22 protein-coding genes, 3 tRNA genes and 2 pseudogenes are annotated in these 26,857 nt (G+C 35.2%); 19 read left to right on the forward strand and 8 right to left on the reverse strand.

Going from position 1 to position 26,857, the window contains the following annotated elements:
- Positions 1-57 precede the first annotated feature (57 nt).
- The 4 genes and pseudogenes from dnaN to SPAR10_RS03840 form a co-directional block, all read right to left on the reverse strand.
- Entirely contained in the window at positions 58-1,194 is a 1,137-nt protein-coding gene (gene dnaN, locus SPAR10_RS03825; protein WP_004250934.1) for a DNA polymerase III subunit beta, read from the reverse strand.
- A gap of 158 nt (positions 1,195-1,352) precedes the next feature.
- Positions 1,353-2,711, reverse strand: coding sequence for a chromosomal replication initiator protein DnaA (gene dnaA / locus SPAR10_RS03830; protein ID WP_004250937.1), 1,359 nt, complete (start codon positions 2,709-2,711; stop codon positions 1,353-1,355).
- Positions 2,712-2,923: 212 nt separating this feature from the next.
- Positions 2,924-3,684 (reverse strand): annotated as a pseudogene (locus SPAR10_RS03835) (ParB/RepB/Spo0J family partition protein).
- A gap of 59 nt (positions 3,685-3,743) precedes the next feature.
- Complete coding sequence (locus SPAR10_RS03840; RefSeq protein WP_004250940.1) at positions 3,744-4,925, reverse strand: S1C family serine protease; 1,182 nt, start codon at positions 4,923-4,925, stop codon at positions 3,744-3,746.
- 183 nt (positions 4,926-5,108) lie between these two features.
- Between SPAR10_RS03840 and rlmH the strand changes: the two genes are divergently transcribed.
- From rlmH to SPAR10_RS03870, 6 genes and pseudogenes are all read left to right on the forward strand, one after another.
- Positions 5,109-5,588, forward strand: a complete 480-nt coding sequence (rlmH, locus tag SPAR10_RS03845; RefSeq protein WP_004250943.1) for a 23S rRNA (pseudouridine(1915)-N(3))-methyltransferase RlmH — start codon at positions 5,109-5,111, stop codon at positions 5,586-5,588.
- Between the two features lie 41 nt (positions 5,589-5,629).
- Positions 5,630-5,703, forward strand: a tRNA-Arg gene (locus SPAR10_RS03850).
- A 168-nt stretch (positions 5,704-5,871) separates the two neighbouring features.
- Positions 5,872-7,190 (forward strand): annotated as a pseudogene (gene comD / locus SPAR10_RS03855) (competence system sensor histidine kinase ComD).
- Complete coding sequence (comE, locus tag SPAR10_RS03860; RefSeq protein ID WP_004250949.1) at positions 7,187-7,939, forward strand: competence system response regulator transcription factor ComE; 753 nt, start codon at positions 7,187-7,189, stop codon at positions 7,937-7,939. The pseudogene comD and the gene comE overlap by 4 nt, the downstream one beginning before the upstream one ends.
- 51 nt (positions 7,940-7,990) lie before the next feature.
- Positions 7,991-8,062: transfer RNA gene (locus tag SPAR10_RS03865), tRNA-Glu, on the forward strand.
- A gap of 5 nt (positions 8,063-8,067) precedes the next feature.
- Positions 8,068-8,141: transfer RNA gene (locus tag SPAR10_RS03870), tRNA-Asn, on the forward strand.
- 39 nt (positions 8,142-8,180) lie between these two features.
- Here the strand turns inward: SPAR10_RS03870 and SPAR10_RS03875 are convergent.
- The gene (locus tag SPAR10_RS03875) at positions 8,181-8,723 is read right to left on the reverse strand and encodes a TetR/AcrR family transcriptional regulator (protein WP_004250951.1); all 543 of its coding nucleotides are present in this window, start codon (positions 8,721-8,723) and stop codon (positions 8,181-8,183) included.
- A gap of 128 nt (positions 8,724-8,851) precedes the next feature.
- On the opposite strand from SPAR10_RS03875, the gene SPAR10_RS03880 reads away from it, so the two are divergent.
- Entirely contained in the window at positions 8,852-11,506 is a 2,655-nt protein-coding gene (locus tag SPAR10_RS03880; protein ID WP_004250953.1) for a YhgE/Pip domain-containing protein, read from the forward strand.
- Between the two features lie 88 nt (positions 11,507-11,594).
- Here the strand turns inward: SPAR10_RS03880 and SPAR10_RS03885 are convergent, their stop codons facing one another.
- Positions 11,595-13,217 carry an ATP-binding cassette domain-containing protein gene (locus SPAR10_RS03885; protein WP_004250954.1) on the reverse strand — a complete coding sequence of 541 codons (1,623 nt, stop codon included), beginning with the start codon at positions 13,215-13,217 and terminating at the stop codon, positions 11,595-11,597.
- Positions 13,218-13,424: 207 nt separating this feature from the next.
- Between SPAR10_RS03885 and trpS the strand changes: the two genes are divergently transcribed.
- Together trpS and guaB are read left to right on the forward strand one after the other, a co-directional pair.
- Positions 13,425-14,450: a tryptophan--tRNA ligase gene (gene trpS / locus SPAR10_RS03890; RefSeq protein ID WP_004250956.1), complete on the forward strand. Its 1,026-nt coding sequence runs from the start codon at positions 13,425-13,427 to the stop codon at positions 14,448-14,450.
- A 161-nt stretch (positions 14,451-14,611) separates the two neighbouring features.
- Complete coding sequence (gene guaB / locus SPAR10_RS03895) at positions 14,612-16,090, forward strand: IMP dehydrogenase (protein ID WP_004250957.1); 1,479 nt, start codon at positions 14,612-14,614, stop codon at positions 16,088-16,090.
- 54 nt (positions 16,091-16,144) lie between these two features.
- Here the strand turns inward: guaB and recF are convergent, their stop codons facing one another.
- Both recF and yaaA read right to left on the reverse strand, forming a co-directional pair.
- Positions 16,145-17,236, reverse strand: a complete 1,092-nt coding sequence (gene recF, locus SPAR10_RS03900; protein ID WP_004250959.1) for a DNA replication/repair protein RecF — start codon at positions 17,234-17,236, stop codon at positions 16,145-16,147.
- Positions 17,237-17,238: 2 nt separating this feature from the next.
- Complete coding sequence (gene yaaA, locus SPAR10_RS03905; protein WP_004250960.1) at positions 17,239-17,607, reverse strand: S4 domain-containing protein YaaA; 369 nt, start codon at positions 17,605-17,607, stop codon at positions 17,239-17,241.
- 159 nt (positions 17,608-17,766) lie between these two features.
- On the opposite strand from yaaA, the gene yfmF reads away from it, so the two are divergent.
- The 10 genes from yfmF to pcsB all read left to right on the forward strand — a co-directional run bounded on the left by yfmF (position 17,767) and on the right by pcsB (position 26,800).
- The gene (gene yfmF / locus SPAR10_RS03910; RefSeq protein ID WP_004250962.1) at positions 17,767-19,017 is read left to right on the forward strand and encodes an EF-P 5-aminopentanol modification-associated protein YfmF; all 1,251 of its coding nucleotides are present in this window, start codon (positions 17,767-17,769) and stop codon (positions 19,015-19,017) included.
- Positions 19,014-20,294, forward strand: coding sequence for an EF-P 5-aminopentanol modification-associated protein YfmH (gene yfmH / locus SPAR10_RS03915; protein WP_004250964.1), 1,281 nt, complete (start codon positions 19,014-19,016; stop codon positions 20,292-20,294). The genes yfmF and yfmH overlap by 4 nt, the downstream gene beginning before the upstream one ends.
- A gap of 56 nt (positions 20,295-20,350) precedes the next feature.
- Positions 20,351-21,163 carry a cytoskeleton protein RodZ gene (gene rodZ / locus SPAR10_RS03920; RefSeq protein WP_332827961.1) on the forward strand — a complete coding sequence of 271 codons (813 nt, stop codon included), beginning with the start codon at positions 20,351-20,353 and terminating at the stop codon, positions 21,161-21,163.
- Positions 21,164-21,174: 11 nt separating this feature from the next.
- Positions 21,175-21,714 (forward strand): CDP-diacylglycerol--glycerol-3-phosphate 3-phosphatidyltransferase, encoded by a 540-nt coding sequence (gene pgsA, locus SPAR10_RS03925; protein ID WP_004250966.1) that lies wholly within the window; start codon positions 21,175-21,177, stop codon positions 21,712-21,714.
- Between the two features lie 2 nt (positions 21,715-21,716).
- On the forward strand, positions 21,717-22,544 hold the full coding sequence (locus SPAR10_RS03930) for an energy-coupling factor ABC transporter ATP-binding protein (RefSeq protein WP_004250968.1): 828 nt from the start codon (positions 21,717-21,719) through the stop codon (positions 22,542-22,544).
- On the forward strand, positions 22,529-23,368 hold the full coding sequence (locus tag SPAR10_RS0101870; protein ID WP_004250970.1) for an energy-coupling factor transporter ATPase: 840 nt from the start codon (positions 22,529-22,531) through the stop codon (positions 23,366-23,368). The genes SPAR10_RS03930 and SPAR10_RS0101870 overlap by 16 nt, the downstream gene beginning before the upstream one ends.
- Entirely contained in the window at positions 23,361-24,155 is a 795-nt protein-coding gene (locus SPAR10_RS03935; RefSeq protein WP_004250971.1) for an energy-coupling factor transporter transmembrane component T family protein, read from the forward strand. Before SPAR10_RS0101870 ends, SPAR10_RS03935 begins: the two co-directional genes overlap by 8 nt.
- Before the next feature lie 31 nt (positions 24,156-24,186).
- Positions 24,187-25,008: a rod shape-determining protein MreC gene (gene mreC, locus SPAR10_RS03940; protein ID WP_004250973.1), complete on the forward strand. Its 822-nt coding sequence runs from the start codon at positions 24,187-24,189 to the stop codon at positions 25,006-25,008.
- Complete coding sequence (gene mreD / locus SPAR10_RS03945) at positions 25,005-25,499, forward strand: rod shape-determining protein MreD (RefSeq protein WP_025170527.1); 495 nt, start codon at positions 25,005-25,007, stop codon at positions 25,497-25,499. The genes mreC and mreD overlap by 4 nt, the downstream gene beginning before the upstream one ends.
- 92 nt (positions 25,500-25,591) lie before the next feature.
- The gene (pcsB, locus tag SPAR10_RS03950) at positions 25,592-26,800 is read left to right on the forward strand and encodes a peptidoglycan hydrolase PcsB (RefSeq protein ID WP_004250976.1); all 1,209 of its coding nucleotides are present in this window, start codon (positions 25,592-25,594) and stop codon (positions 26,798-26,800) included.
- The last annotated feature ends 57 nt before the right edge of the window (positions 26,801-26,857 follow it).

Genomic DNA, 26,857 nt, shown 5'->3' on the forward strand with positions numbered 1-26,857 from the left:
CTTTTCATATTTCTGATTATATCATAAAAGAGGTGAGCTAGGCTCAACCTCTTTAACTTAATTTGTACGAACTGGTGTAATCAACTGCATGAAATCTTCATCTGTATCAGCTGGTACCAAGGTAAATGGACGAACTGCTGAAATGAAGCTGATTGTTACCTTTTCACTATTCAAGGCTTTTAGCGCTTCAATCAAATAAGTTGGGTTAAAGCTAATAGTTAAATCTTCACCAGATACACTTTCTGTATCGATTTCTTCGTTTACTTTACCAACTTCTGGAGAATTTACATGAGCTGTAACTACTCCTTGTTTGATTTCTAATTTTACAGTTCCATTTTGAGTAGCACTTGATAAAAGACGTGCACGTTCCATAGATTGACGTAGATTCACAACATCAAAAGTCACTGTCGTATTAAAATCTGTTGGAATCAGACGATCTGTATCAGGATAATTACCTTCTAAGAGACGTGTATAGAAGCTAATATTTTCGCTTCTAAAGAGAATTTGGTTGTTTGCAAAGAATATCTCTACTGTTTCGATATCGTCCGTAAAAACAGCTGAAAATTCGCGTAGAGAGCGACTTGGAATGACAACATCAAAATTATCACTATTTTTTTCAAGAGTTAATTTCTTCTGACTGAGACGGTGAGAATCTGTCGCAACTGTTTTCAATTCTTGATGATTACTTAGGACAAAGTGTACACCAGTCAAGATTGGACGGCTTTCTTGTACACTAGCAGCAAAGGCAGTTTCGTTGATAATCTTCTTAAGAAGTTTTGTTTCAAGAACTAGAGGATTACTTGCTGCGATTTCCTGAATACGTGGATACTGTTCGCTGTCTTTTCCTTTCAGAGTAATTTCTGATTTTCCACTTGTTAGTACAATTTGATGTTGTTCAATTTCTTTAAAATCAAGAGTCACATCTGGAAGACTAGAAACAACATTGATAAAGAAAGAAGCTTCTAAAAGAATTGATCCTAAAGAGTTAATCAAAAGACCTGCATTTTCATCTTTTTGAGAAATGAAATTCTCAATTGAAATTTGACCATTTGATCCAATTAATGTAATTCCTTCGTTAGTCACATCAATTTTAATAGTTGATAAAACAGGAATAGCATTTTTTGAACTAATAGCACGTTTTGTAATATTTAATGATTGCAGGAATAAATTTTTATTAATAGAAAAATGAATCATGGAATCTCCTTTATTTATTTTTATTATTAGAAGGTTAATAGTAATAGTAGGCTGTGTGAAATCTGTGGAAAACCAAGTTTAGTTTAGAAAAATCAAGAAGTTATACTTGTTTAAAATTTGTTAATAAATCAGTAAAATTTTAAACACTTATCCACAAGTTATTTGATTTTCTTTTTAATGGTTTCGATTTCTATACGTAATTTATCATCAGTTTCAATCATAGATTTGATTTTTGCATGAGCATGAATGACGGTTGTATGATCTTTACCACCAAATTCTTTTCCGATTTTTGGAAGACTGTTATCAGTTAATTCTCTAGCTAGGTACATAGCAACTTGGCGAGCTAGAACAATATTCTGAACACGTCTAGTTCCCTTCATCTCCTTAACGCTCACATCATAAAATTTTCCGACTTCCTCTTGGATTTTTTCAATCGGAATGACGATCATGGTGCTGACGCTTTGTTTTCGAGCACGTATAGCTTCAGATGCAATATCCACAGTTATAGTGTTGATTTGTTTAACTTTAGCCATAAGACTAATATCTTTGAGCGCACCTTCTAATTCACGTACATTTGAATCAAACTGGCCAGCCAAATATTCGATTGTGTCAGGTTGAAAATGATAATCTAAATCCTCTGTTTTACTGTTTAAAATAGCGATACGAGTTTCGAAATCAGGTGGAGTAATATCCGTTGTTAATCCCCATGAGAAGCGCGTGACAAGTCGCTCAGGTAGATTTTCTAGTTGTTCTGGCCTACGGTCACTCGTTAAAACAATCTGTTTATTATTACTGTGAAGTTTGTTAAATGTATTGAAAAATTCATCCTGAGTTTGCACTTTATTTCCACTGAGAGATTGAATGTCATCAATAAGAAGGAGATCTAGACTTCGATAGGTTTTTTTAAAATTATCCATATCATTGAGTCTTAAATGATCTAAAAATTCATTAATAAAACTTTCAGCAGGAATATATTTTACACGCGCATTAGGATTTTTTTTGAGAATTTCATTCCCCAAAGCATTGAGCAAGTGAGTTTTCCCTAGACCAGGTCCTCCATATATAAACAGAGGATTATAAGTTAGTCCAGGATCTTCCGAGACGGCTAAAGCAGCAGACTTAGCCCAAATATTTCCATCACCTTGTATAAAATTATCAAAAGTATAGATGTCTCTTAATCCTGTTTCTGAATAGGGTATAGACTTTTTAATTTCTTCCTGTTGATGATTACTGTTTTCAACATTGCTTGCTATATCGGAGGTATTAGAATCTTCTTTAGTCAATACATATTGAGCTTTTATTTCAGTGTCATAGATTTGAAAACCGACAGCTACAATAATATCATTGAGTTTTGTACTCCAAACCATTTCCATTTCAGATCTTGGCAAAAATATGGTAGCTACATTTCCCTCAACCTTTATTAATTCAGCAGGTGTTGCGTAGAAATCAAACATTGATCGTGTCAATCTCTCTTTAGCTAATTCTAAAATCTGATTCCAAAATTGTTTTTCTTTCAACAACAAACTCCTCCTTTTCTAAATGGTGTAATCTTAAACACTATTTTATCACATAGCAAGCAATTTTTCCACAACTTGTGAAAAACAATCCACAATGTTTAAAAGATTTATCCACAACTTGTGGATAAAAGGTCTGGATTTTGATTTAATAGACTTTTTCTATACTAATCCAGTGGATAAGTATGTGAGTTTAGAAAAATAAAATAACAGCCTTATTTCAGGCTGTTAATAAAACGTTGGTATTCTTCTTGATTATGAAAAGAGATAGTTATTTTTCCTGCCTCTTTTTTTGAAGGACGATTTGGACATCTAATCCCAACAATTTTTTCAAATTTTCTTCTTCTTCTTTGATAAAGTGATCTTTTTCTTTGCTTTTCTTCTTATTTTTTTCTTCTTTAAGTAGATGTTCCACCTGCCGAACTGATAAATCCTCTTTCTGAATGCGATTGAGTAAATTTTTTTGTTCTTTCAAAGGTAGTTGGATTAGAAGTCTAGCATGTGCTTGAGACAATTTTCCAGTTTCTACTTCTTTTAAAATAAAATCAGGGAGAGTTAGCAATCGAACAAGATTAGTGATATAAGGGCGTGATTTCCCCATTTTTTCAGCAATGTCTGCATGAGTATATCCTTTATCAATTAAAGATTGATAGGCTTTTGCTTCTTCAATCGGATTTAAGTCTTCTCGTTGTAAATTTTCAATGATTGAGTGAACCATCATATCCTGATCAGATAATTTTTTGATTATTACAGGAATTTCTGATAGCCCAGCTTCTATCGATGCCCTATACCGTCTTTCTCCAGCTAGAATTTCATATCCGATAACTGGAGATTGACGGACAATAATGGGTTGAATTAAACCATTTTCTTTAATAGATTGGGCAAGTTCTTGAATTTTTTCTTTTGAAAATTCTTTACGAGGTTGATAGGGATTTTTTTGAATATCACTGATACGAATTAGTTTGAGTTCTTCCATACCTCTACAGTATCATATCTTTAATATTCTGTAAAGTAGGTTTACAAATATGTAAACTATTAATTTAAATCACTTGAACTCTTATCTAGTTTGATTGTAGTTTTTTCTTCTTTACCATTACGGTAATAAGTTACAGTCATTTCATCACCAATAGAGTGACTGTAAAGTGCATTTTGCAATTCAGTAGTAGAAGAAATCTTAGTATCATCTATTTTTGTGATAACATCATATTGTTGTAAATGTCCATTTGCAGGCATATTTTTTTGAACAGAACGAACAGCTACACCAGAAGTAACGTTGTCAGGAAGTTTTAATTTTTGAAGGTCAGCTGTGCTGAGGTTTGTTAAGTTAACCATGTGGATACCAAGCGCTGGTCGAGTTACTTTTCCATCTTTTTCTAATTGTTTAATAATATTAATAACATCATTTGCAGGAATAGCAAAACCAAGGCCTTCTACAGATGTTCCACCATTTGAGGCAATTTTACTTGATGTAATACCGATAACTTCTCCCTGAATGTTAATCAAAGGACCTCCAGAGTTACCAGGGTTAATAGCTGTGTCTGTTTGGATGGCATTTGTTGAAATGGCTTGACCATCTTCAGCTTTCAAAGAAACATGTCTGTTCAAGCTTGATACAATCCCTTGAGTAACTGTATTTGCATATTCTGAACCTAAAGGACTACCGATTGCGATAGCCGTTTCTCCAACAGCTAATTGACTTGAATCACCAAACTCAGCAACTGTAGAAACTTTTTCTGAAGATATTTTTACTACTGCAATATCAGAATAGGTATCAGAACCAACAATTTCACCTGGGACTTTTGTTCCATCAGTCAAACGAACGTCAACTTTTTTAGCGCCATTAATAACGTGAGTATTAGTAACTAAATAGGCAGATTCACCTTCTTTTTTATAAATAACACCAGAACCTTCACTGTTAATTTGTTCAGTGTTTGAATCTGTATCAGTATCATCAGTTCCAACAAAACCACCTTGAGAGTTTTCTGAATAAGTGATAATCGATACAACTGCATCTTTAACTTTATCTACAGCCTGTGTGGTAGAATTTTCATTTTTCGAAGCAGTCTGAGTGACTGCTGCACTATTTTGTTCTCCACCTCCTTGCTTTTGGTTGAACTGAAGAACAGCCAAACTTCCTAATAGACCACTAAAAAAGCTAATAAGAATAACTAGTAAAAGTTGTCCAATTGTTTTTGAAAACTTGTTTAAGTTTTTCATAGAATCCTCCATATTTGATTAATTAGTGAAAGTATAAGATTATTAACTTAATTCTAACTTAAAAAACTTAAGTTTTCAACAATCTGTGGATAATTGTTGAAAATTTGTGAATTTATTGTGTTTTTCACCTTTTTCATTTGTGAATAAGATGTGAATAGAACACGATTATGGTAAAATAGAAGCATGAAAATTAAACTTGTAACAGTTGGAAAACTAAAAGAAAAGTATCTCAAAGATGGAATTGCAGAATATTCTAAAAGAATATCACGATTTGCTGCCGTAGAAATGATCGAATTAGCTGATGAAAAGACTCCCGATCGTGCTAGTGATTCTGAAAATGAAAAAATCTTGAATTTAGAAGGAAATCGAATCCTTTCCAAAATTGGGGATAGAGAATTTGTTGTCGTTTTAGCTATTGAAGGGAAAACCTTGTCTTCTGAAGAATTCAGTAAACAGTTAGAACAAGCATCTATTAATGGTTTTTCAACCTTAACCTTTGTTATCGGTGGGAGTTTAGGACTCTCTCCTCAAGTAAAAAAGCGTGCGAATCTATCCCTTAGTTTTGGTCGTTTAACTCTTCCTCACCAATTAATGCGTCTAGTTCTTGTAGAACAGATATATCGAGCCTTTACCATCCAACAAGGTTCTCCCTATCATAAATAGGATTGACTATTTTCGATTATTTTGATAAGATAAACTAGTTAGGTCTCATAGCTCAGCTGGATAGAGCATTCGCCTTCTAAGCGAACGGTCGCAGGTTCGAATCCTGCTGGGATCATATACTAGATTTAACGCTGGGGAAACCCAGCGTTTTTTGTAAAAATTGACAGTTCAGGTACAAAAATGTGCAGTTGAGAATGATCACTTATAATATAAATCACATTTTGTATAATAGATTGGTAAGTTCATTTATAAGAAAAAAGAGAAAACATTATAGGGAGATATAATGGATTTATTGAAAATACTCATAGTTATTCTTCATATTCTTATTCTAACAAATAGCTATGAACTCATTTGTAAGGCAACAAAAAAGAAAGATATCTGTTTATTTCTTGGGTATTTCTATTACAGTTTATAGTTGAAGTTTTATTCTATTTTATTTATCTAGATGGATTTGGAATGGAAAAAATTTCATTTACCTGTATTATATTTTTTTATTTAATAGGGTTAAAAAAGTTTGATAAATACAAAGCTATTTTTATCAGTCTGCTATTGTCTTTATTATATCATAGCACTCATACTTTTTTATCCGTAACCATATCCTCTGTTACAGGTGATTCTTTTGTAACCAAATATGAAGATTTGTTTTTTGTAGTAGTTTTATTGCTGACTTATTTTGTAATAAAAAAAATTATTTTTTATTTTCACTTGGAGCTCAATTATTTTGATAAAGATTACCTCTATTCATTTTTTAAAAAGGTCATCTTTGCTTTCTTTGCTTTACAAATCCTATTATTCATTTCAGATATAGTAAGTAATTATGTGCATTTTAATAGTTTTGGTAGTATTTTAGCAACAATTGTCTTTATTTGTTTATTACTAATCTTCTTTGCAATGAATGCCAAGAAGGTCCAAGTTGAAAGAGAAATTGCTCTAAATCAGAAAAAATTTGAACAAGAACATTTACAGACTTACACAGATGAAATTGTGGCTTTGTATAATGAAATCCGTGGTTTTCGTCATGATTATGCAGGGATGCTTGTCAGTATGCAAATGGCAATTGACAGTAAAGATTTACAGGAAATTGACAGAATTTACAATCAAGTTCTAGTCAAAGCTAATCAAAAATTACGTTCAGATAAGTATACATACTTTGATTTAAACAATATAGAAGATTCAGCTTTACGAAGTTTAATTGCTCAATCTATTGTATATGCAAGAAATAAGGACGTAGAGTTTACACTAGAAGTAAAGGATATTATCACAAGGTTGTCAATTGATTTACTTGATCTTGTGCGTATTATGAGCGTTTTATTGAACAATGCTGTCGAAGGTGCTGCAGAAAGTTACTTGAAACAAATGGAGGTTGCAGTGATTAAGATGGATTTAGAAACAGTTATCGTGATTCAAAATTCGTGTAAATATACTATGACGCCTTCAGAAGACTTGTTTGAACTAGGTTTTTCTACTAAAGGTAGAAATAGAGGAATTGGTCTTAATAATGTCAAAGATATTTTGGATAAGTATGAAAATATCATTTTAGAGACAGAGATGGAAGATAGTAAGTTTAGACAGATTATTAGATTTAAGAGAGAGTTTGAATGAAAGTATTAATTTTAGAAGATGTTATTCAACATCAAGTCAGATTAGAAAGAACCTTGGATGAAATTTCAAAGGAATTAAATATTCCTATTTCTTATAAAACAACAGGTAAAGAACGAGAATTTAAGGAATATATCGAAAATGATGAAGTAAACCAGCTTTATTTTCTAGATATTGATATTCATGGTGTTGAGAAAAAAGGATTTGAGGTAGCACAGTTTATTCGTCGCCACAATCCCTATGCAATTATCGTATTTATTACTAGTAGATCAGAATTTGCTACCTTAACTTACAAATATCAAGTATCAGCCTTGGATTTTGTTGATAAAGATATCAATGATGAATTATTTAAAAAACGTATCGAACAGAGTATCTTATATACCAAAAGTATGCTGCTTGAAAATAAAGATGTTGTGGATTATTTTGACTATAATTACAAGGGAAATGATTTAAAAATTCCCTACCATGATATTTTATATATTGAAACAACAGGAGTATCTCATAAATTAAGGATTATTGGTAAGAATTTTGCCAAAGAATTTTATGGTACTATGGCGGATATTCAAGAAAAAGATAAAGATACTCAAAGATTTTATTCTGCTCATAAATCATTTCTTGTCAATGTAGGAAATATTAGGGAAATTGATCGAAAAAATTTAGAAGTGGTTTTTTATGAGGATCATCGTTGTCCAATTACCCGTCTAAAGGTACGGAAATTAAGAGATATTCTGGAGAAAAAATCTAAAAAGTGATTGACAATTAGTAAGAAATTGATATAATGGTTATATCTGCTACAGATAGATGGTCCGTTGGTCAAGGGGTTAAGACACCGCCTTTTCACGGCGGTAACACGGGTTCGAATCCCGTACGGACTATATTATCCGCCATAGCTCAGTTGGTAGTAGCGCATGACTGTTAATCATGATGTCGTAGGTTCGAGTCCTACTGGCGGAGTTAAACAAAAAGAACACCATTGGTGTTCTTTTTTTGTCTCTAATTTGCATCTCCCAACATTTTCATAAGAAAGTTTGTCATTTCTTGTGGACTTTCTTTTTTTCCATGAGCAATCCAGGTTTGGCATACACCAAATAGTGCGTTTGTTAGATAAATACTGCTATACTCTAACTCAATATTGTTTAAATTTAATTGCATAAAGCGTTTTTGGAGGTCAGTGCTAAGCATAATGTGAAGTTTATTTCTCAGGAAGTTTTGTATCTCTTTTGTACCATTTTCAGATAGAAGAGCAGCTAGTAAAGGTTCAGACTCTAAGTATTCAAACACTTCTAGAATAGCATCTCTTTTATGATTTGCGTGTTTTTGGAAAATATACTCAAAGGTATGAAAAAGCTTACTTTGGTAATGTTCAATCATATCATACTTATCTTTGTAATGAGTATAAAAACTAGAACGACTAATTCCGGCTTTTTCTGCCAGCTTAATAGTGCTAATTTGATCAAATGGTTGTTCCGTTAATAATTGAACCATGGCGTTCTCAATAGTACGTTTGGTTTTTAAGCGTTTGTTGCTCTCTTTCATAGTTCCTCCTTGTGAACAAAAATAGACTTAGTGTCTAAAAATGATAATTTTGACTTGTAAATAAGAATTTTTAATGTATAATCTATTATATCAAAATTTTAGACAATATGTGTAAAAAAGGAGACAATATGTTTAAAGAATGGAAAGCAATTTTTAAAAAACCAACCTTTATCATTGTAATGATAGGGATTTCTCTTATTCCTGCTTTATACAACATCATATTTTTATCATCTATGTGGGATCCATATGGCCAATTATCTGAGTTGCCTGTAGCGGTCGTTAATAATGATAAAGAAGCATCTTATAATGGAAACACAATGACTATTGGAAAAGACATGGTGTCCAATTTAGAGCAAAATAAATCATTAGATTTTCATTTTGTCAGTGAAGAAGAAGGTAAGAAGGGTCTAGAAGACGGTGATTACTATATGGTAGTAACTTTACCAAGTGACTTATCTGAAAAGGCTGCTTCTATTCTATCAGATCACCCAGAACAAATGAATATTAACTATCAAACTTCTAGCGGGCATAGTTTCATTGCAAGTAAGATGAGTGATTCTGCCATGACACAGTTAAAACAAAATGTTTCTGCTAATGTAACCGAAACCTATACGAAAGCTTTATTTCAAAAGATGGGAGATTTAAAATCTGGTTTAACGAAGGCAGCTGATGGAAGTGAACAATTGGCCAATGGGGCTAGTCAGTTAGCTGTAGGAAGTCAGACATTGTCTTCTAATCTTGACACTTTAGCTAGTTCAAGTTTAACCTTTTCTGATGGCACAAATCAATTTACAAAAGGGTTGACAACGTATGTAACAGGAGTAAAGCAACTGAATAGTGGCTTAGGTACATTTAATGATGGTTTACAGAACTATACAAGTGCAGTTTCACAGGTTGACACTGGACTCAATCAATTATCTTCCAAGACTCCAGAATTAGTAGCAGGTGTCAATCAGCTAAATACTGGAATGAAGTCATATGCAGGAGGAGTTTCGCAACTGAATACAGGTCTCAATCAATTTTCAGTTGGTGTCAATGCTTACACAAGCGGTGTTGACAAGCTATCTATTGGGGCAAATCAATTATCTAGTCAATCAGACACATTGAGAGACGGTATTACCCAATTAAATAAAGGAATTAAAGAAATTTCGACTCAATTGAATATTTCATCTCAACAAAAAGAGGAAATCACTCAATTAGCAACTAGTTTAGATGAATTGAATAAAGCACTTCAAGCTGTAACTATTTCAGATAATACTGAACTTAAAAGTACAATATCTAATGATTTAGCGAATATATCTACTCTTGCTCAAACTATTGTGACTAATAGTCAAACAGAGCAAGAGAAAACTCTTACCAATCTTCAAGCAACAGCAACTTATCAATCTCTTACTGATACTCAGAAACAAGAACTGACTGCAGCTGTTTCAAATAATTCTAACTCTACGATAGAGTCAGCAAAAGCAATTTTAACGACGGTAGGAGATCTAAAAGAAAATTTGGGAAGTGTAAACCAACCAGTCTCTAATCTTTCTACTTTACAGACTAAAGCAAATCAAGTATTAACTGTGGCGTCTAGTTCCTTGACATCTATGTCAAGTGGATTTACACAGTTGCAAAATGCTTTAGATAATCAGTTAGTTCCTGGAAGTCAATCGATTGAAAATGGAGTTAATGATTATACTAAAGGGTTGGATACTATTTCTTTAGGTGTAAACCAACTAAGTGAAAAGAATAAAACTTTAACAACAAGTTTGGATCAATTGGTTTCTGGATCAAGTAAGTTGACAGAAAACTCTTCAACCTTGACAACTGGTTTGGATTCGCTAGCTGGGAAAACTCCAGAACTAGTAACAGGTATCGAAAAACTCTCATCTGGTTCTAGCCAATTAAATAGTAAGAGTTCAGACTTAATTGCAGGACTTGATAAAATACAGCTAGGTTCTAGTCAATTAACAGACAAATCAAATCAATTGCTTTCAGCTAGCTCTCAGTTAGGAAGTGGAGCAGTGAAAATTGCTGATGGCGCTGGAAAACTAGCAGATGGTGGAACAACTTTAACTGCTGGTATTGAAAGTTTACAAGTAGGAGCTACTGGACTAGAACATGGATTGAACGCTGCTAGCAATCAACTAAAAATAGCATCAACAGAGTCTAGTAATGCAGAAGTATTATCTGAGCCCTTGAGTCTTTCAAAAACAGACAATGATCAGGTTCCTGTAAATGGGATTGCTATGGCTCCTTATATGATATCTGTGGCCCTCTTTGTTGCTGCGTTATCAACAAATATGATTTTTGCTAAGTTACCTTCAGGTCGTCATCCTGAAAGTCGTTGGGCTTGGGTTAAATCTCGTTTCGAAATAAATGGAGTTATAGCTGTTTTAGCAGCTGTCTTAGTCTATGGAGGAGTTCATCTTATCGGTCTAACGGCAAATCATGAAATGAGAACCTTGTTCTTAATCATCATCGCAAGTTTGACCTTTATGTCTATGGTAACCGCGTTAACGACATGGAATAGTCGCTTAGGTGCTTTCTTCTCTCTTATTTTACTATTATTACAATTAGCATCAAGTGCAGGAACTTATCCACTTGCTTTGACTAATGATTTCTTTAAGGCTGTCAATCCTTGGTTACCAATGAGTTATTCAGTTTCAGGATTGAGACAAACAATTTCTATGACAGGGAATGTTCATTATCAGGTAATTTTCCTTCTCGTAACTTTAATTCTATTCATAGGATTAGGTATGCTTGCTTATCAACCTAAAAAAATGGATGAAGATTAAAAAAGTTTCACGTGAAACAATGAATGATTTACAAGTAATTAATAAAAAAACTCAGTTGGTTAATTCAACTGAGTTTTTTAAGTTCTACCTAATCTTTCCAAAGTTCTTTGACTTTTGCTTGAACTTCAGCATTTTCTAAGAATTCATCATATGTTTCATCAATACGATCGATGACGCCGTTTTTAGATAGGACAATAATGTGGTTAGTCAAAGTTTGAATAAACTCATGGTCGTGACTGGCAAAGATGATGGACTCTTTAAAGTTTTTCAATCCATCGTTCAAGCTTGAGATAGATTCCAAGTCTAAGTGATTTGTAGGATCGTCAAGTACAAGAACGTTTGATTTTAAAAGCATGAGTTTTGAGAGCATCACGCGCACTTTTTCTCCCCCTGACAAGACGTTTACAGGTTTGTTAACCTCGTCTCCAGAGAAAAGCATACGGCCTAAGAAACCACGTAGGAAGGTGTTGTCATCTTCTTCTTTACTTGCGAATTGACGGAGCCAGTCAAGGATAGATTCACTGCCAGCAAAATCAGCTGAATTGTCTTTTGGCAAGTAAGAGCGACTAGTTGTAACTCCCCACTTGACAGTCCCTTCATAGTCAATTTCACCCATAATGGCACGAATCAAGGCAGTTGTTTGGATGTCGTTTTGTCCGATAAGAGCTGTCTTGTCACCTGGACGCAAGATGAAGCTGATGTTGTCAAGAATAGTTTCACCGTCAATCTTTACAGATAGATTTTCTACTGTTAAGAGGTCGTTCCCAATTTCACGTTCAGCTTTAAAGCTGATGAATGGATATTTACGACTAGAAGGAACAATTTCCTCTAGCTCAATCTTATCAAGCATTTTTTTACGTGAAGTTGCTTGTCTTGATTTAGAAGCATTAGCAGAGAAACGAGCAACGAATTCTTGAAGTTGTTTGATTTTTTCTTCTGCTTTAGCATTACGGTCTGCTAGTAATTTAGCAGCAAGCTCAGAAGATTCCTTCCAGAAGTCGTAGTTTCCGACATAGAGTTTGATTTTTCCAAAGTCAAGGTCAGCCATGTGAGTACAAACTTTATTTAAGAAGTGACGGTCGTGGGATACGACAATGACAGTATTATCAAAGTCGATTAGGAAATCCTCTAGCCAAGTGATGGATTGAATATCCAGACCATTGGTTGGCTCGTCCAAAAGAAGGACATCTGGTTTACCGAAGAGGGCTTTAGCAAGGAGAACCTTTACTTTGTCGCCATTTGCTAGTTCACTCATATTTTGGTAATGAAGTTCTTCTGGAATATTCAAATTTTGTAAGAGTTGTGAAGCTTCACTTTCTGCTTCCCAACCACCTAGTTCAGCGAATTCTCCTTCAAGTTCAGCTGCGCGAACACCATCTTCATCTGAAAAATCTTCTTTCATATAAATGGCGTCTTTTTCTTTCATGATGTTGTATAGTTTTTCATTACCCATGATAACAACATCAATAACACGCTCATCTTCGTAGTCAAAGTGATTTTGACGAAGTACTGAAAGACGTTCGTCTGGTCCAAGAGAGATATGCCCAGTTGTCGGTTCAATATCTCCAGCTAAGATTTTTAAAAAGGTTGATTTTCCAGCACCGTTGGCACCAATCAAACCATAGGTATTTCCTTCTGTAAATTTGATGTTTACATCATCAAAAAGTTTACGATCACTAAAACGTAGTGAAACATCAGATACTGTTAGCAAAGTTTTTCTCCTATTATATGTAATACTCTAATTCTACTAGAAAATCATCAATTATTCAAATTTTTATTTGTCAATTTTTTGTAAACAAAGTTGACAACCCCTTTACGATTGAAAGGGGTAACATCTCTATTGTTTCAATAAAAAAATTATCTGTCTTTTTATTAAAAAAATGCTATAATTGAAAGGACCATATCAAAGGAGAATAAGATGAGTAAACCCATTATTTTAACAGGAGATCGTCCAACGGGGAAATTACATATTGGGCACTACGTTGGTAGTTTGAAAAATCGTGTCTTACTACAAGAAGAAAATAAATATGACATGTTTGTTTTTTTAGCTGACCAGCAAGCACTAACAGACCATGCAAAAGATCCACAAACTATTGTAGAGTCTATTGGGAATGTTGCTTTGGACTATCTTGCAGTGGGATTAGATCCTAATAAAGCAACGATTTTCATTCAAAGCCAGATTCCAGAATTGGCAGAGCTCTCTATGTATTATATGAACCTAGTTTCATTAGCTCGCTTGGAACGAAATCCAACCGTAAAGACTGAAATTGCTCAAAAAGGCTTTGGTGAAAGTATTCCAACTGGATTTTTAGTTTATCCAGTTGCGCAAGCAGCAGATATTACAGCATTTAAGGCTAACTTGGTTCCAGTAGGGAATGATCAAAAGCCGATGATTGAACAAACACGTGAAATTGTGCGTTCTTTCAACCATGCCTATAACTGTGATGTTTTAGTAGAACCAGAAGGAATTTACCCTGAGCACGAAGGTGCGGGACGTTTACCAGGTCTTGATGGTAATGCCAAAATGTCGAAATCACTTAATAATGGAATTTACCTAGCTGATGATGCAGATACTTTGCGTAAAAAAGTAATGAGTATGTATACAGATCCAGACCATATTCGTGTTGAGGATCCAGGTAAGATTGAAGGAAATATGGTTTTCCATTACTTGGACGTATTCGGTCGACCTGAGGATGCTCAAGAAATTGCTGAAATGAAGGAACATTATCAACGTGGAGGCCTTGGTGATGTTAAGACCAAACGTTACCTACTTGAAATTCTAGAACGTGAACTTGGTCCAATCCGTGAACGTCGCCTAGAATATGCTAAAGATATGGGTGAGGTTTATAATATGCTCCAAAAAGGTAGTGAAAAAGCTCGAGAAGTTGCTGGGCAAACACTATCAGAAGTAAAAGCTGCAATGGGTCTAAATTACTTTCACTAATGGATAAAATATGAACTATAAAACTATTTCTTCTTTAAAATAAGAGGGATAGTTTTTTATTTGTTCTCTTATAAATTTAATTGACAAATTTTCATAGAATGGTATGATAGATACAATACAAAAAGCGTTAAGCTCAAAAATAAAGAAAAGAGGAAACTTCAATGTCTAATTGGGACACTAAATTTTTGAAAAAAGGTTTTACCTTTGATGATGTATTGCTTATTCCAGCAGAGAGTCATGTGTTGCCTAATGATGCGGATTTGACTACAAAATTGGCAGATAATCTGACTTTAAATATCCCAATTATTACAGCTGCAATGGACACTGTAACAGAAAGTCAAATGGCGATTGCTATTGCGCGTGCAGGTGGACTTGGAGTTATCCATAAAAATATGTCTATTGAGCAACAGGCAGATGAGGTTCGTAAGGTAAAACGTTCTGAAAATGGTGTTATCATTGATCCATTCTTCTTGACTCCAGAACATACAATTGCTGAAGCGGATGAACTTATGGGTCGTTACCGTATTAGTGGTATTCCAGTAGTTGAAACACTTGAAAATCGTAAGTTAGTTGGTATTTTGACCAACCGAGATCTGCGTTTCATTTCTGATTACAACCAACCAATTTCAAAACACATGACTAGTGAAAACCTAGTTACTGCTCCGGTTGGTACAGATTTAAAAACTGCTGAGAGTATTCTTCAAGAACACCGTATTGAAAAACTACCTCTAGTTGACGAAGAGGGTCGTCTTTCTGGTTTAATCACCATTAAAGATATCGAGAAAGTGATTGAGTTCCCAAATGCGGCAAAAGATGAATTCGGTCGTCTTCTAGTTGCTGGTGCGGTAGGAGTTACTTCTGATACATTTGAACGTGCGGAAGCACTTTTCGAAGCAGGTGCAGATGCTATTGTTATCGATACAGCCCATGGTCACTCAGCGGGTGTACTTCGTAAAATAGCTGAAATCCGTGCGCATTTCCCAGACCGTACTTTGATTGCTGGGAATATCGCTACTGCTGAAGGTGCGCGTGCTCTTTATGATGCAGGTGTTGACGTTGTTAAAGTCGGTATTGGCCCAGGGTCAATCTGTACAACTCGCGTTATTGCTGGTGTAGGAGTTCCCCAGGTAACAGCAATTTACGATGCAGCAGCAGTTGCTCGTGAATATGGTAAAACAATTATCGCTGATGGTGGAATCAAATATTCTGGAGATATTGTAAAAGCCCTTGCTGCTGGAGGAAACGCAGTGATGCTCGGATCAATGTTTGCAGGAACAGATGAAGCTCCAGGTGAAACTGAGATCTTTCAAGGACGTAAGTTCAAGACATACCGAGGTATGGGTTCAATCGCTGCTATGAGGAAGGGTTCAAGCGACCGTTACTTCCAAGGTTCTGTCAATGAAGCAAACAAACTGGTTCCAGAAGGAATCGAAGGTCGTGTTGCTTATAAAGGTGCAGCAGCTGATATTGTTTTCCAAATGATTGGTGGTATTCGTTCTGGTATGGGTTACTGTGGTGCTGCTAACTTAAAAGAATTACATGACAATGCTCAGTTTATCGAAATGTCAGGTGCGGGTCTAAAAGAAAGCCATCCACACGATGTGCAAATCACTAATGAAGCACCAAACTATTCAATGTAATAAAAAAATCTCCTGTTAAACGGGAGATTTTTTTGTTTTACAAAGATGTAAAGTTTAATTTACAGTTAATTGACCATTATCTACTGTAAAGACGCTCAAGTTATCAGGTAAGTTTTGAAGATGGTCTAAACTAGTAGTTGTAATAAAAGTTTGAATGTTATGAGAAATAGTTTCCAATAATTTAAGTTGACGAGTATTGTCAAGTTCACTCATGACATCGTCAAGTAAAAGAATGGGAGATTCTTTGGTAATGCTCTCCATCAATTCGATTTCAGCAAGTTTTATAGAAAGCACCAAGCTACGATGTTGCCCTTGACTTCCGAAACTTGCTTCCATTCCATTAATCATGAAAATCATATCGTCCCGATGAGGACCAACTCCAGTATTCTTCTTAAATAAATCTCTGGATCTACTTTTTTGAAGTGCTATATAGAAAGATTCAGCCAAATGTTTCTTGTCAACAAAGTTTACAGAAGGTTGATAACGGATTGACAGATTTTCTAACTGATCTGAGATGTCAAAATGTTTTTTCTTGCCAAAGAGTTCCATTTTCTGGATAAAGTCAGCTCGATGATTCATTACACGACAGCCATACTCTATCAGTTGGTCATCAAGAACAGATAGGAAAGTCTCATCTATGTTTTGTGTAGATTTGAGATAGGTATTTCTCTGTTTAAGGATGTGGTTATAACTTGACAGGTCTGACAAGTAAATCGGTTTAATTTGCCCTAATTCTATGTCAATGAATTTACGACGAATGGCCGGAGCGCCTTTGACAAGTTGTAAATCTTCTGGAGCGAATAAGACAACATTCATATGACCAATATAGTCTGATAGGCGAGCTTGTTTTAAGTAATTCACTTTAGTAATTCGCCCTTTTTGTGTTAGGTCAATTTCAAGTGGAATGCTTGCTGTTTTCTTTTGTAAGATTCCAGAAACTTGCAGTTGTTCTTCTTCAAATTGAATTAAATTTTTATCAGTCTTTGTTCGATGACTTCTCGTTAAGGCTAAAAAGTAAATACTTTCGAGAAGATTTGTTTTTCCTTGAGCGTTTCGGCCAACAAATACATTTAATTTTGGATTAAAATTTACTTCAACATCTCGATAGTTACGAAATTGTTTAATGGATAGATTTTTAAGCCACATATTTATCTACCTGGGAAACGTGGTGCAGGTTTTGCTTTTGTTGACTGGTTCTTTTTTGCTGGCTTTTTTTGTACCTTTTTATTCATTTCCTTGACAAGCTTAGCTACACGTTCTTTCTCAAGTTTTTCTATACGAAACTCCTCTATTTCTTCTGATGTTGGTTTAACTAGAATAATTTGAGTTTTTAAATCAGGGATTTCAATAGAATCCCCGATTCTAATTTTCTTGCCTCGACGATTTTCTAATTTTCCATTAAAATATACAAGATGGTCCGCTAAAAAAGATTTAATAGCGCCACCACTTTGTATAACACCAAGGTCTTTCAAAAGAGCTTGGAGAGTAATAAATTCTTCAAATAATTTGTATTCCATAGTTCACCTCAATCTTTGGTATTATACCATATTTTGCACAAAATAGTTGAGAAGAAACTACTGATATGAAAACGATTTTAATTTCAAAAGAGTCAAAGAGAACAGGAAAAATTTTCGTTTTCATGGTATAATAGAACTCTATGTAAAAGGAGGTAAAAGATGGAGTTATTCCCTGGAATTGCAGTGCATTTTATCCAATCTAAAAAGTTTAAGACAAATAAAATAACCATGCGTTTCACAGCTCCATTATCTCTGGATTTAATTTCTGGTCGCATGCTAAGTGCCAGTATGCTTGAAACTGCTAATAAAGGCTATCCAACTGCTCAGGTTCTTAGAAAACATCTGGCAGCATTGTATGGAGCAGATTTATCAACTCATGCTTATAGAAGGGGGCAAAGTCACTTAGTAGACGTGAGTTTGACTTATGTTCGAGATGAATTTTTAAGTAAGAAAAACGTCTTAACTGCTCAGATTTTAGAATTATTGTATCAAGTCATATTTAATCCATTGTCAAATGAAGATGAATTTGAGAACAATGCCTTTGAAATTGAAAAAAAACAATTGTTGGCGAGATTAGAATCAGAATTAGAGGATCCTTTCTTCTTTGCCCATAAAGAATTGGATCAGTTGTTTTTCCAAGAAGAATCAATGCAGTTAGTTCCTAGAGATTTAATTGCCAGAATTTCTGAAGAGACTTCTAAATCTTGCTATTTAAGTTTTCAAAAAATGCTGAAAGAAGATAGGATTGATTTATTCTTTTTAGGTGATTTTAATGAAATTGAAGTTCTAGAAAGTCTGCAGAAATTTAACTTGACAGGTCGTAAAGAAACTGCAAACATTCAATATCAGCAAGGTACTTCAAATGTTCTTAGAGAAGGAATTGCTAGGAAAAACCTGGGTCAGTCTATTCTAGAGATGGGTTATCATAGCACAATTGGTTATGGAGATGATCAAAAGATGGCCTTGCTTCTCGTGAATGGTTTGCTTGGAGCTTTCCCACACTCTAAATTGTTTACCCAAGTTAGGGAAAAGGAAGGGTTGGCCTACACTGTTTCTGGTCACTTAGATCTCTTTAGTGGATTTTTAAGATTGTTTGCTGGGATAAATCGTCAAAACCGAAACAAGGTAAGAAAATTGATGAATGATCAATTGTTAGCTATCAAAAATGGTAGATTTACAGATGCTGAAGTTAATCAAACTAAGGAAATGATTCGTAGGACGATGTTGTTGAGTCAGGATAATCAAGATTCGATTATAGATAGAGAATACTTAAGCCTCTTTTTTGGTAAATCGGTTTTAGACATGGATACTTTGATAGAGAGACTAGAGCAAGTTGACAAGGATGAAATCTGTAGGGCGGCATCTAGTTTGAAATTGCAGGCTATCTATTTTATGGAAGGAGCAGAATGACTAGAGTTACTTTTCAAGAGAAATATTATCCTGCTGTAAAGGAAACTCTTTATCAAGCAAAATTAGAAAATGGATTGACAGTTTCTTTGCTTCCTAAAAATGATTTTAACGAAGTTTATGGTGTAGTAACTGTCTATGTTGGTTCAGTTGACACTGAGTTTACAGCTAGAGATAGAAAAAAGAAAACATATCCTAAGGGAATCGCTCATTTTTTAGAACATAAACTTTTTGAAAGAGAAAATTCTGAAGATATCATGGCTGCATTTACCAAATTAGGTGCAGATAGTAACGCCTTTACAAGCTTTACAAATACAAGTTATCTTTTTTCAACCTCTGAGAATGTCGCTGAGTGTTTGGACTTGCTTGACGAGCTTGTTACTAGCTTTAACATTACTGAAGAATCTGTTGAACGAGAAAAGGATATTATTCAACAAGAACGCGAAATGTATCAGGATGATCCTGATTCTTGCTTGTTCTTTAAAACACTGGCAAATCTATATCCGGAAACTCCACTAGCTTCAGATATTGTTGGGACTGAAGATTCGATAGAAGATATTAGTTTAGAGAATCTACGGGACAATTTTGATGAATTTTACACTCCTGTCAATAGCCAAATTTTCCTCGTTGGAAATTTTGATTTAGAGTTGATGCAGAATTATTTTTCGCAAAAGGATGTTGGAGGTTGTATAGTTCAAAATCCAAAAGAACCAATCGCTTTAAACCCTGTAAAGAAGGTTGAGAGCATTCGTATGGATGTTGCATCACCTAAATTAGCAATAGGAGTCCGAACGAATTCTGATATGGGTCATCAGGATTGCTATCGATATAGCGTTCTATTAAGAGCGTTATTTACGATGATGTTTGGTTGGACCTCTAAAAGATTTCAGAGTTTGTATGAAACTGGGAAATTAGATTCTTCATTATCTTTAGAAGTTGAGATCAATCGACGTTTTAACTTTTTGATGCTGACAATGGACACTAAGGAGCCTGTGTCAATTTCGCATCAATTCCGAAAGGCGATTCAGAACTTTGTTACTGATGCAGATATTTCGGAAGAACATCTTGATTTAATCAAAAGTGAAATTTATGGAGAATTTATCCATAGTATGAACTCTTTAGAATTTATTGCGACCCAATATCAGTCACATTCTGACGAAACAACCCTGTTTGATTTACCAAAGATTATACAGGAAATGACCTTGGATGATGTTCTTGAGGTAGGACATCATTTTATCGATAATAGTGAAATAGTTGAATTTACAATTTTTCCACTATAGCTATCGAAATATAAAATAAACTAGAAAGAAGGCATGGTAAGTATGAGAAAAAAACAATTGGTGAAGTGTTACGTTTAGCAAGAATCAACCAAGGTTTGAGTTTAGAGGAATTGCAGCGCAAGACAGACATTCAACTGAATCTGCTTGAGGCTTTAGAATCAGATGATTTCGACCAATTGCCAAGCCCTTTTTATACACGTTCTTTTTTGAGGAAGTATGCTTGGGCAGTTGAATTGGATGAAAATCTTGTTTTAGATGCTTATGATTCAGGGAGTATGATTACCTATGAGGAAGTTGATGTTGATGAGATAGAACTATCAGGTCGTAGACGTTCTAATCGCAAGAAACGTTCCTTGCTCCCTCTGTTTTACTTTATTCTCTTCTCCTTATCTATTATAATTTTTGTTTCTTATTATGTTTGGAATTACATTCAAACACAACGGACAGCAACAACTTCAGCCAACTATAATGTTGTGACTACGACAACAAGTGCAACAAGTAGTGAAACAACAACTAGCAATCAAACCACTAGCCCATCAAGTTCGAGCGACGCATCAACTGTGACGGTTTCTGGTCAGGGAGATGTTATATCGGTAGAATATAAAACTGCTAAAGATACTGCCGAACTTCAACTATCTGTGACGGATGCAACAAGCTGGATTAGTGTTTCAGATACTGAATTGGCTGGAGGAACAACTCTTGAGCCTAATAATAAGATGGCCAAAACAACAGTTTCTAAAGGCTCTCCAGTAACTATCACATTAGGCGTTGTCAAAGGCGTGAAAATCAAAATCGATAATCAGGAAATTGATACTTCGAAATTAACTGGTCAAACTGGCTGGATTACATTGAAATTAAGTTCAAATTAAGGAAGGATAACATGAAAAAAGAGAATATTCCTAACATACTTACGCTTGGTAGAATTTTATTTATTCCGATTTTTGTTCTCCTTCTATCATTTGGACAGTCTCCTGTGTTACATAAAATAGCAGCAATTATTTTTGCCATTGCCAGTATCACAGATTATCTGGATGGCTATTTAGCTAGAAAATGGCAAGTAGTTAGCAATTTTGGGAAATTTGCGGATCCGATGGCTGATAAGTTGTTGGTTATGTCGGCCTTTATCATGCTAGTAGGTCTAAATATGGCTCCTGCTTGGGTAGTAGCTGTAATCATTTGCCGAGAACTTGCAGTTACTGGGTTGCGACTACTCTTAGTTGAAACTGGTGGAACTGTTTTAGCTGCAGCAATGCCAGGAAAAATCAAAACATTTAGCCAGATGTTTGCGATTATCTTCTTGTTATTTCATTGGAATTTACTTGGTCAGATAACTCTTTATATCGCTTTGTTCTTTACAGTTTATTCTGGTTATGATTACTTCAAGGGAAGCGCGTATTTGTTTAAAGGAACCTTTCGCTAGATATGGAATCTATTATTGAAATTAAGAATCTGTCATTTCGATACCAGGCAGATCAAGAACACTATGATGTTCATAACATTTCGTTTCACGTGAAACGTGGAGAATGGTTGTCTATCGTTGGTCATAATGGTAGTGGAAAATCAACAACTGTTCGCTTGATTGACGGTTTGCTAGAAGCGGAATCTGGAGAAATTTGGATAGACGGTGATTGCCTAACTCCGGAAAACGTCTGGAAAAAAAGACGTAAGATTGGTATGGTATTTCAAAATCCTGATAACCAATTCGTGGGGGCAACCGTAGAAGATGACGTTGCTTTTGGACTAGAAAACCAAGGGATTCCACTTGAAGAGATGAAGAAGCGAGTTTCTGAAGCTCTGTCATTAGTTGGGATGGCTGAATTTTCTAAAAAGGAACCAGCTCGCTTGTCAGGTGGCCAAAAACAGAGAGTGGCTATCGCAGGCGTTGTCGCCTTGCGACCAGACATTTTAATTTTGGATGAGGCTACAAGCATGTTGGATCCAGAGGGGCGTCTAGAGTTGATTAAGATTGTCCAAAAGATTCGCCAAGATCACCAAATGACAGTGATCTCTATTACGCATGACTTAGATGAGGTGGCCATGAGTGACCGTATTTTGGTGATGAAAAAAGGAGAAATCGAATCAACTAGTACTCCTAGAGAACTATTTTCTAGGTCAGATTTAGATCAAATTGGTTTAGATCAACCCTTTGTCAACCAATTAAAAGAATCTCTACGTACTAGTGGCTTGAAATTACCAGAGCACTACCTGACCGAAGGGGAGCTCGAGGAGGCTTTATGGGAATTATTCTAGACAATGTGAGTTATACGTATCAGGAAGGAACACCCTTTGCCTCATCTGCCTTGTCCGACGTTAATTTGTCAATAGAGGATGGATCTTATACAGCAATTATTGGGCATACAGGAAGCGGGAAATCTACAATTCTTCAACTTTTGAATGGTTTGTTGGTTCCCACAAAGGGAAGTGTTCGTGTCTTTGATACATTAATTACATCAACATCCGTCAATAAGCAAATTCGTCAAATTCGCAAACAAGTGGGCTTAGTCTTTCAGTTTGCAGAAAATCAAATCTTTGAGGAGACTGTCTTAAAAGATGTGGCTTTTGGACCTCAAAATTTTGGAGTCTCTGTAGAAGAGGCAGAAGCTATTGCGCGTGAAAAACTAGCTTTAGTAGGAATTGATGAGTCACTCTTTGGACGTAGTCCCTTTGAGCTTTCAGGCGGACAAATGAGAAGGGTTGCGATTGCTGGTATTTTGGCGATGGAGCCTAGCATCTTGGTCTTAGATGAACCAACCGCTGGTTTAGATCCAATTGGTCGAAAAGAGTTAATGAACTTGTTTAAAAAGCTTCATCAGGATGGTATTACGATTGTTTTAGTAACCCATCTGATGGACGACGTTGCTGAATTTGCTGACCAAGTTTATGTGATGGAAAAAGGAAAGTTGGTCAAGAGTGGGAAGCCAAGTCTTGTTTTTCAACATGTTGAATTCATGGAAAAAATCCAATTAGGTGTTCCAAAAATCACAAGATTTGCTCAAAGGCTAGCTGAACGAGGAGTTTCTTTTAAACAATTGCCGATAACGATAGAGGAGTTTAAGGAGTTCATCAATGGATAACATGATTTTAGGTCGTTACATACCAGGAAATTCGATTGTTCATCGTTTGGATCCTCGTAGTAAGTTAGTAGCGATGATTTTATTAATTTTGATTGTTTTTTGGGCCAATAATCCAATAACAAATTTGATCCTTTTCGTTGCAACTGGCATTTTTGTAGCTTTATCAGGAGTTCCCTTATCTTTTTTCATAAAAGGTTTGCGGTCTATGTTTTTTCTGATCGCCTTTACAACACTTTTTCAACTTTTCTTTATTTCTGGTGGTCAAGTCCTATTCGAGATGGGGTTTATAAAAATCACGAGTCATGGTATTGAGCAGGCTGGAATCATTTTTTGCCGCTTTGTGTTGATTATCTTTTTCTCAACCTTGCTTACTTTGACAACCATGCCATTGAGCTTGGCAACAGCGGTTGAATCCTTGCTTGGACCCTTGAAAAGATTTAAGGTTCCTGTTCATGAAATCGGGCTTATGTTGTCTATGAGTTTACGTTTTGTACCAACCTTAATGGATGATACGATTCGCATTATGAACGCTCAAAAGGCGCGTGGTGTAGATTTTGGAGAAGGAAATGTAATCCAAAAAGTTAAGGCTATGATACCTATTTTGATTCCTTTATTCGCTACAAGTTTGAAACGAGCAGATTCTCTTGCTACAGCTATGGAAGCTAGAGGGTATCAAGGTGGGAATGGACGTAGTCAATATCGACAGTTGAAATGGATGAATAAAGATAGTGTAGCTCTATTACTTATTTGTGTCTTGGGTGGTATTCTATTTTTGTTGAAATCCTAAAGTGAAATATAGAATGAGATAGGGTAGAGGTATGAACCGTTTTAAAAAATCAAAATATATCATTGTTCTATTTGTCGTTATACTAGTAGTTTCTGTTTTTTTAGTGACGACACAATCAAGTACAGTTGTGACAAAAGCTGGAGATGGCATTTCTCTGATAGATAGAATTGTACAGAAACCATTTCAATGGTTAGAATCTACAAAGTCAGATTTAGGAAATTTGACGAGAGCTTATAATGAGAATGAGACTCTTAAAAAAGAACTCTATCAAATGGAAAAAGAAACAAATGAAGCAGACAGTCTGAAGGAAGAAAATGAGCAATTACGTCAATTGTTAGACATGAAGTCAAAATTAAACGCGACCAAACTAATTGCTGCAGATGTCATCATTAGAACTCCTGCAGCTTGGAAACAAGAACTAACAATTAATGTTGGTTCGCAACAAGGTGTAACAACTAGTATGCTCGTTGTTTCTGGTGGAGGGTTGGTTGGAAGCGTTGAAAAAGTAGAGGATAGCTCAACCATAGTCAATTTATTAACAAATGCTGAGAATACAGAGAAGATTTCTGTTAAAATCCAGCATGGTTCTAGTAGCATTTATGGTATCATCATTGGTTATGATAAGGAAAAGGATCTTCTAAAAATTAGTCAATTAAATAGCAATAGCGACATTAGTCAGGGAGACAAAGTGGTAACTGGAGGTTTGGGAAATTTTAATGCTACAGATATCCCTGTAGGAGAAGTCGTATCAGTGACACATAGTACGGACTATCTAACAAGAGAAGTCATGGTTAAATTGCATGCGGATCCAATGAACCTTAAGGTTGTAGAGTTAGTGGGGAATCCATCATGAGACTTTTTAAGCAGATAGGAATGTTTGTACTATTGCCCTTGATTATCTTGATTGATAGCCATTTAGGGCAGTTTGTAAATAGTTTTTTCCCACATATACAAATTGTTAGCCACTTTATTTTTATCTTCTTATTATTTGAAACGATAGAAGTATCTGAGTATCTGTTTTTAGCTTATTGCCTAGTTGTAGGACTTGTATACGATATTTATTTCTTCCATTTGATTGGAATAGCTAGTCTACTATTTGTAATTATTGGAGCAATAGTGTATAAAAGCAACTCAGTTATTTTGTCAAATAGATGGACTCGAGTACTTGCCGTTTTAATGATGACTTTTACATTTGAGTTTGGCAGTTTTATGTTGGCAGAGGCGGTTGGACTAACAGCCGAGAATCTACCTGTTTTTATAGTTTATAGTCTGGGTCCTACTATGATATTGAATTTTATATGGATGTTAGTTTTCCAATATATTTTTGAAAAAATATATCTATGAGAAAGAAACAAAACTGTAATAAAGGCGTAATATTTATTAGGCCTTTTTTTGATATACTAGTATTGTCTTTTTAAAGAAGGAGTATTTACACTATGAAGAAAAAAATTCTAGCATCACTCTTATTAAGTACAGTATTGGTTTCACAAGGAACTGTGCTTTCAAGTGTCCAAGCCAATACAACAAATGAAAAAATTGCTGCTCAAGATAGCAAAATTAGTGAATTGACAACACAACAAAAGGAAGCTCAAAAACAAGTTGATGAGATTCAAACTAAAGTAACAGCTATTCAAACAGAACAAGAAAAGTTGCAAGCTGAGAATGAAAAACTTCAAGAAGAGTCTAAAAAACTTGAAGGTGAAATCATAGAGCTTTCAAAAAACATCGTAGCTCGTAATGAATCGCTTGAAAACCAAGCTCGAAGTGCACAAACTAACGGAACTGCTACAAGCTACATTAATACAATTATTAACTCTAACTCAATTACAGAAGCTATTTCTCGTGTAGCAGCTATGAGTGAAATTGTCTCAGCAAACAATAAAATGTTGCAACAACAAAAAGAAGATAAAAAAGCTATCTCTGAAAAACAAGTTGCAAACAATAATGCAATCAACACAGTTATTGCCAATCAACAAACACTTGCTGATGACGCTCAAGCCTTGACAACAAAACAGGCAGAATTGAAAGCCGCTGAGTTGAATCTTGCAGCAGAAAAAGCTACCGCAGAAAGTGAAAAAGCTACTTTGTTAGAGCAAAAAGCAGCAGCTGAAGCAGAAGCTAAGGCAGCAGCAGAAGCAGAAGCAGCATACAAAGCGAAACAAACAAGTCAACAACAATCACTTGCAGCTTCGGCTAACACAACCTTTGCTGCACAAGTACAAGCAACTTCAAGTTCTTCATCATCAGATGATGAATCAAGCTACACACCTGCAGCAACTACTGTAAGTCAACGACCAACTTATAGTTCAAATGCTTCAAGTTACCCTGTAGGTCAATGTACATGGGGTGCTAAGACTTTGGCTCCATGGGCTGGTGATTATTGGGGTAATGGTGGTCAGTGGGCTACTAGTGCAGCAGCAGCAGGTTTCCGTACAGGTTCTACACCACAAGTTGGAGCAATTGCTTCATGGGATGATGGAGGATACGGACACGTAGCAGTTGTTACAGCAGTTGAATCATCAACTCGTATTCAAGTTTCTGAATGTAACTATGATGGTAGTGGAACTCAACCAATCGGAAATTATCGTGGATGGTTTAATCCGACAGCATCAAGAGGTACTGTAAGATACATTTATCCAAACTAATATACTGATTATTACTAAAATTAGGGTGAGATTTTATTAATCTCACCCTTTGTATAG

The organism is Streptococcus infantis SPAR10 (assembly GCF_000279535.1).
Classification (GTDB): domain Bacteria; phylum Bacillota; class Bacilli; order Lactobacillales; family Streptococcaceae; genus Streptococcus; species Streptococcus infantis_I.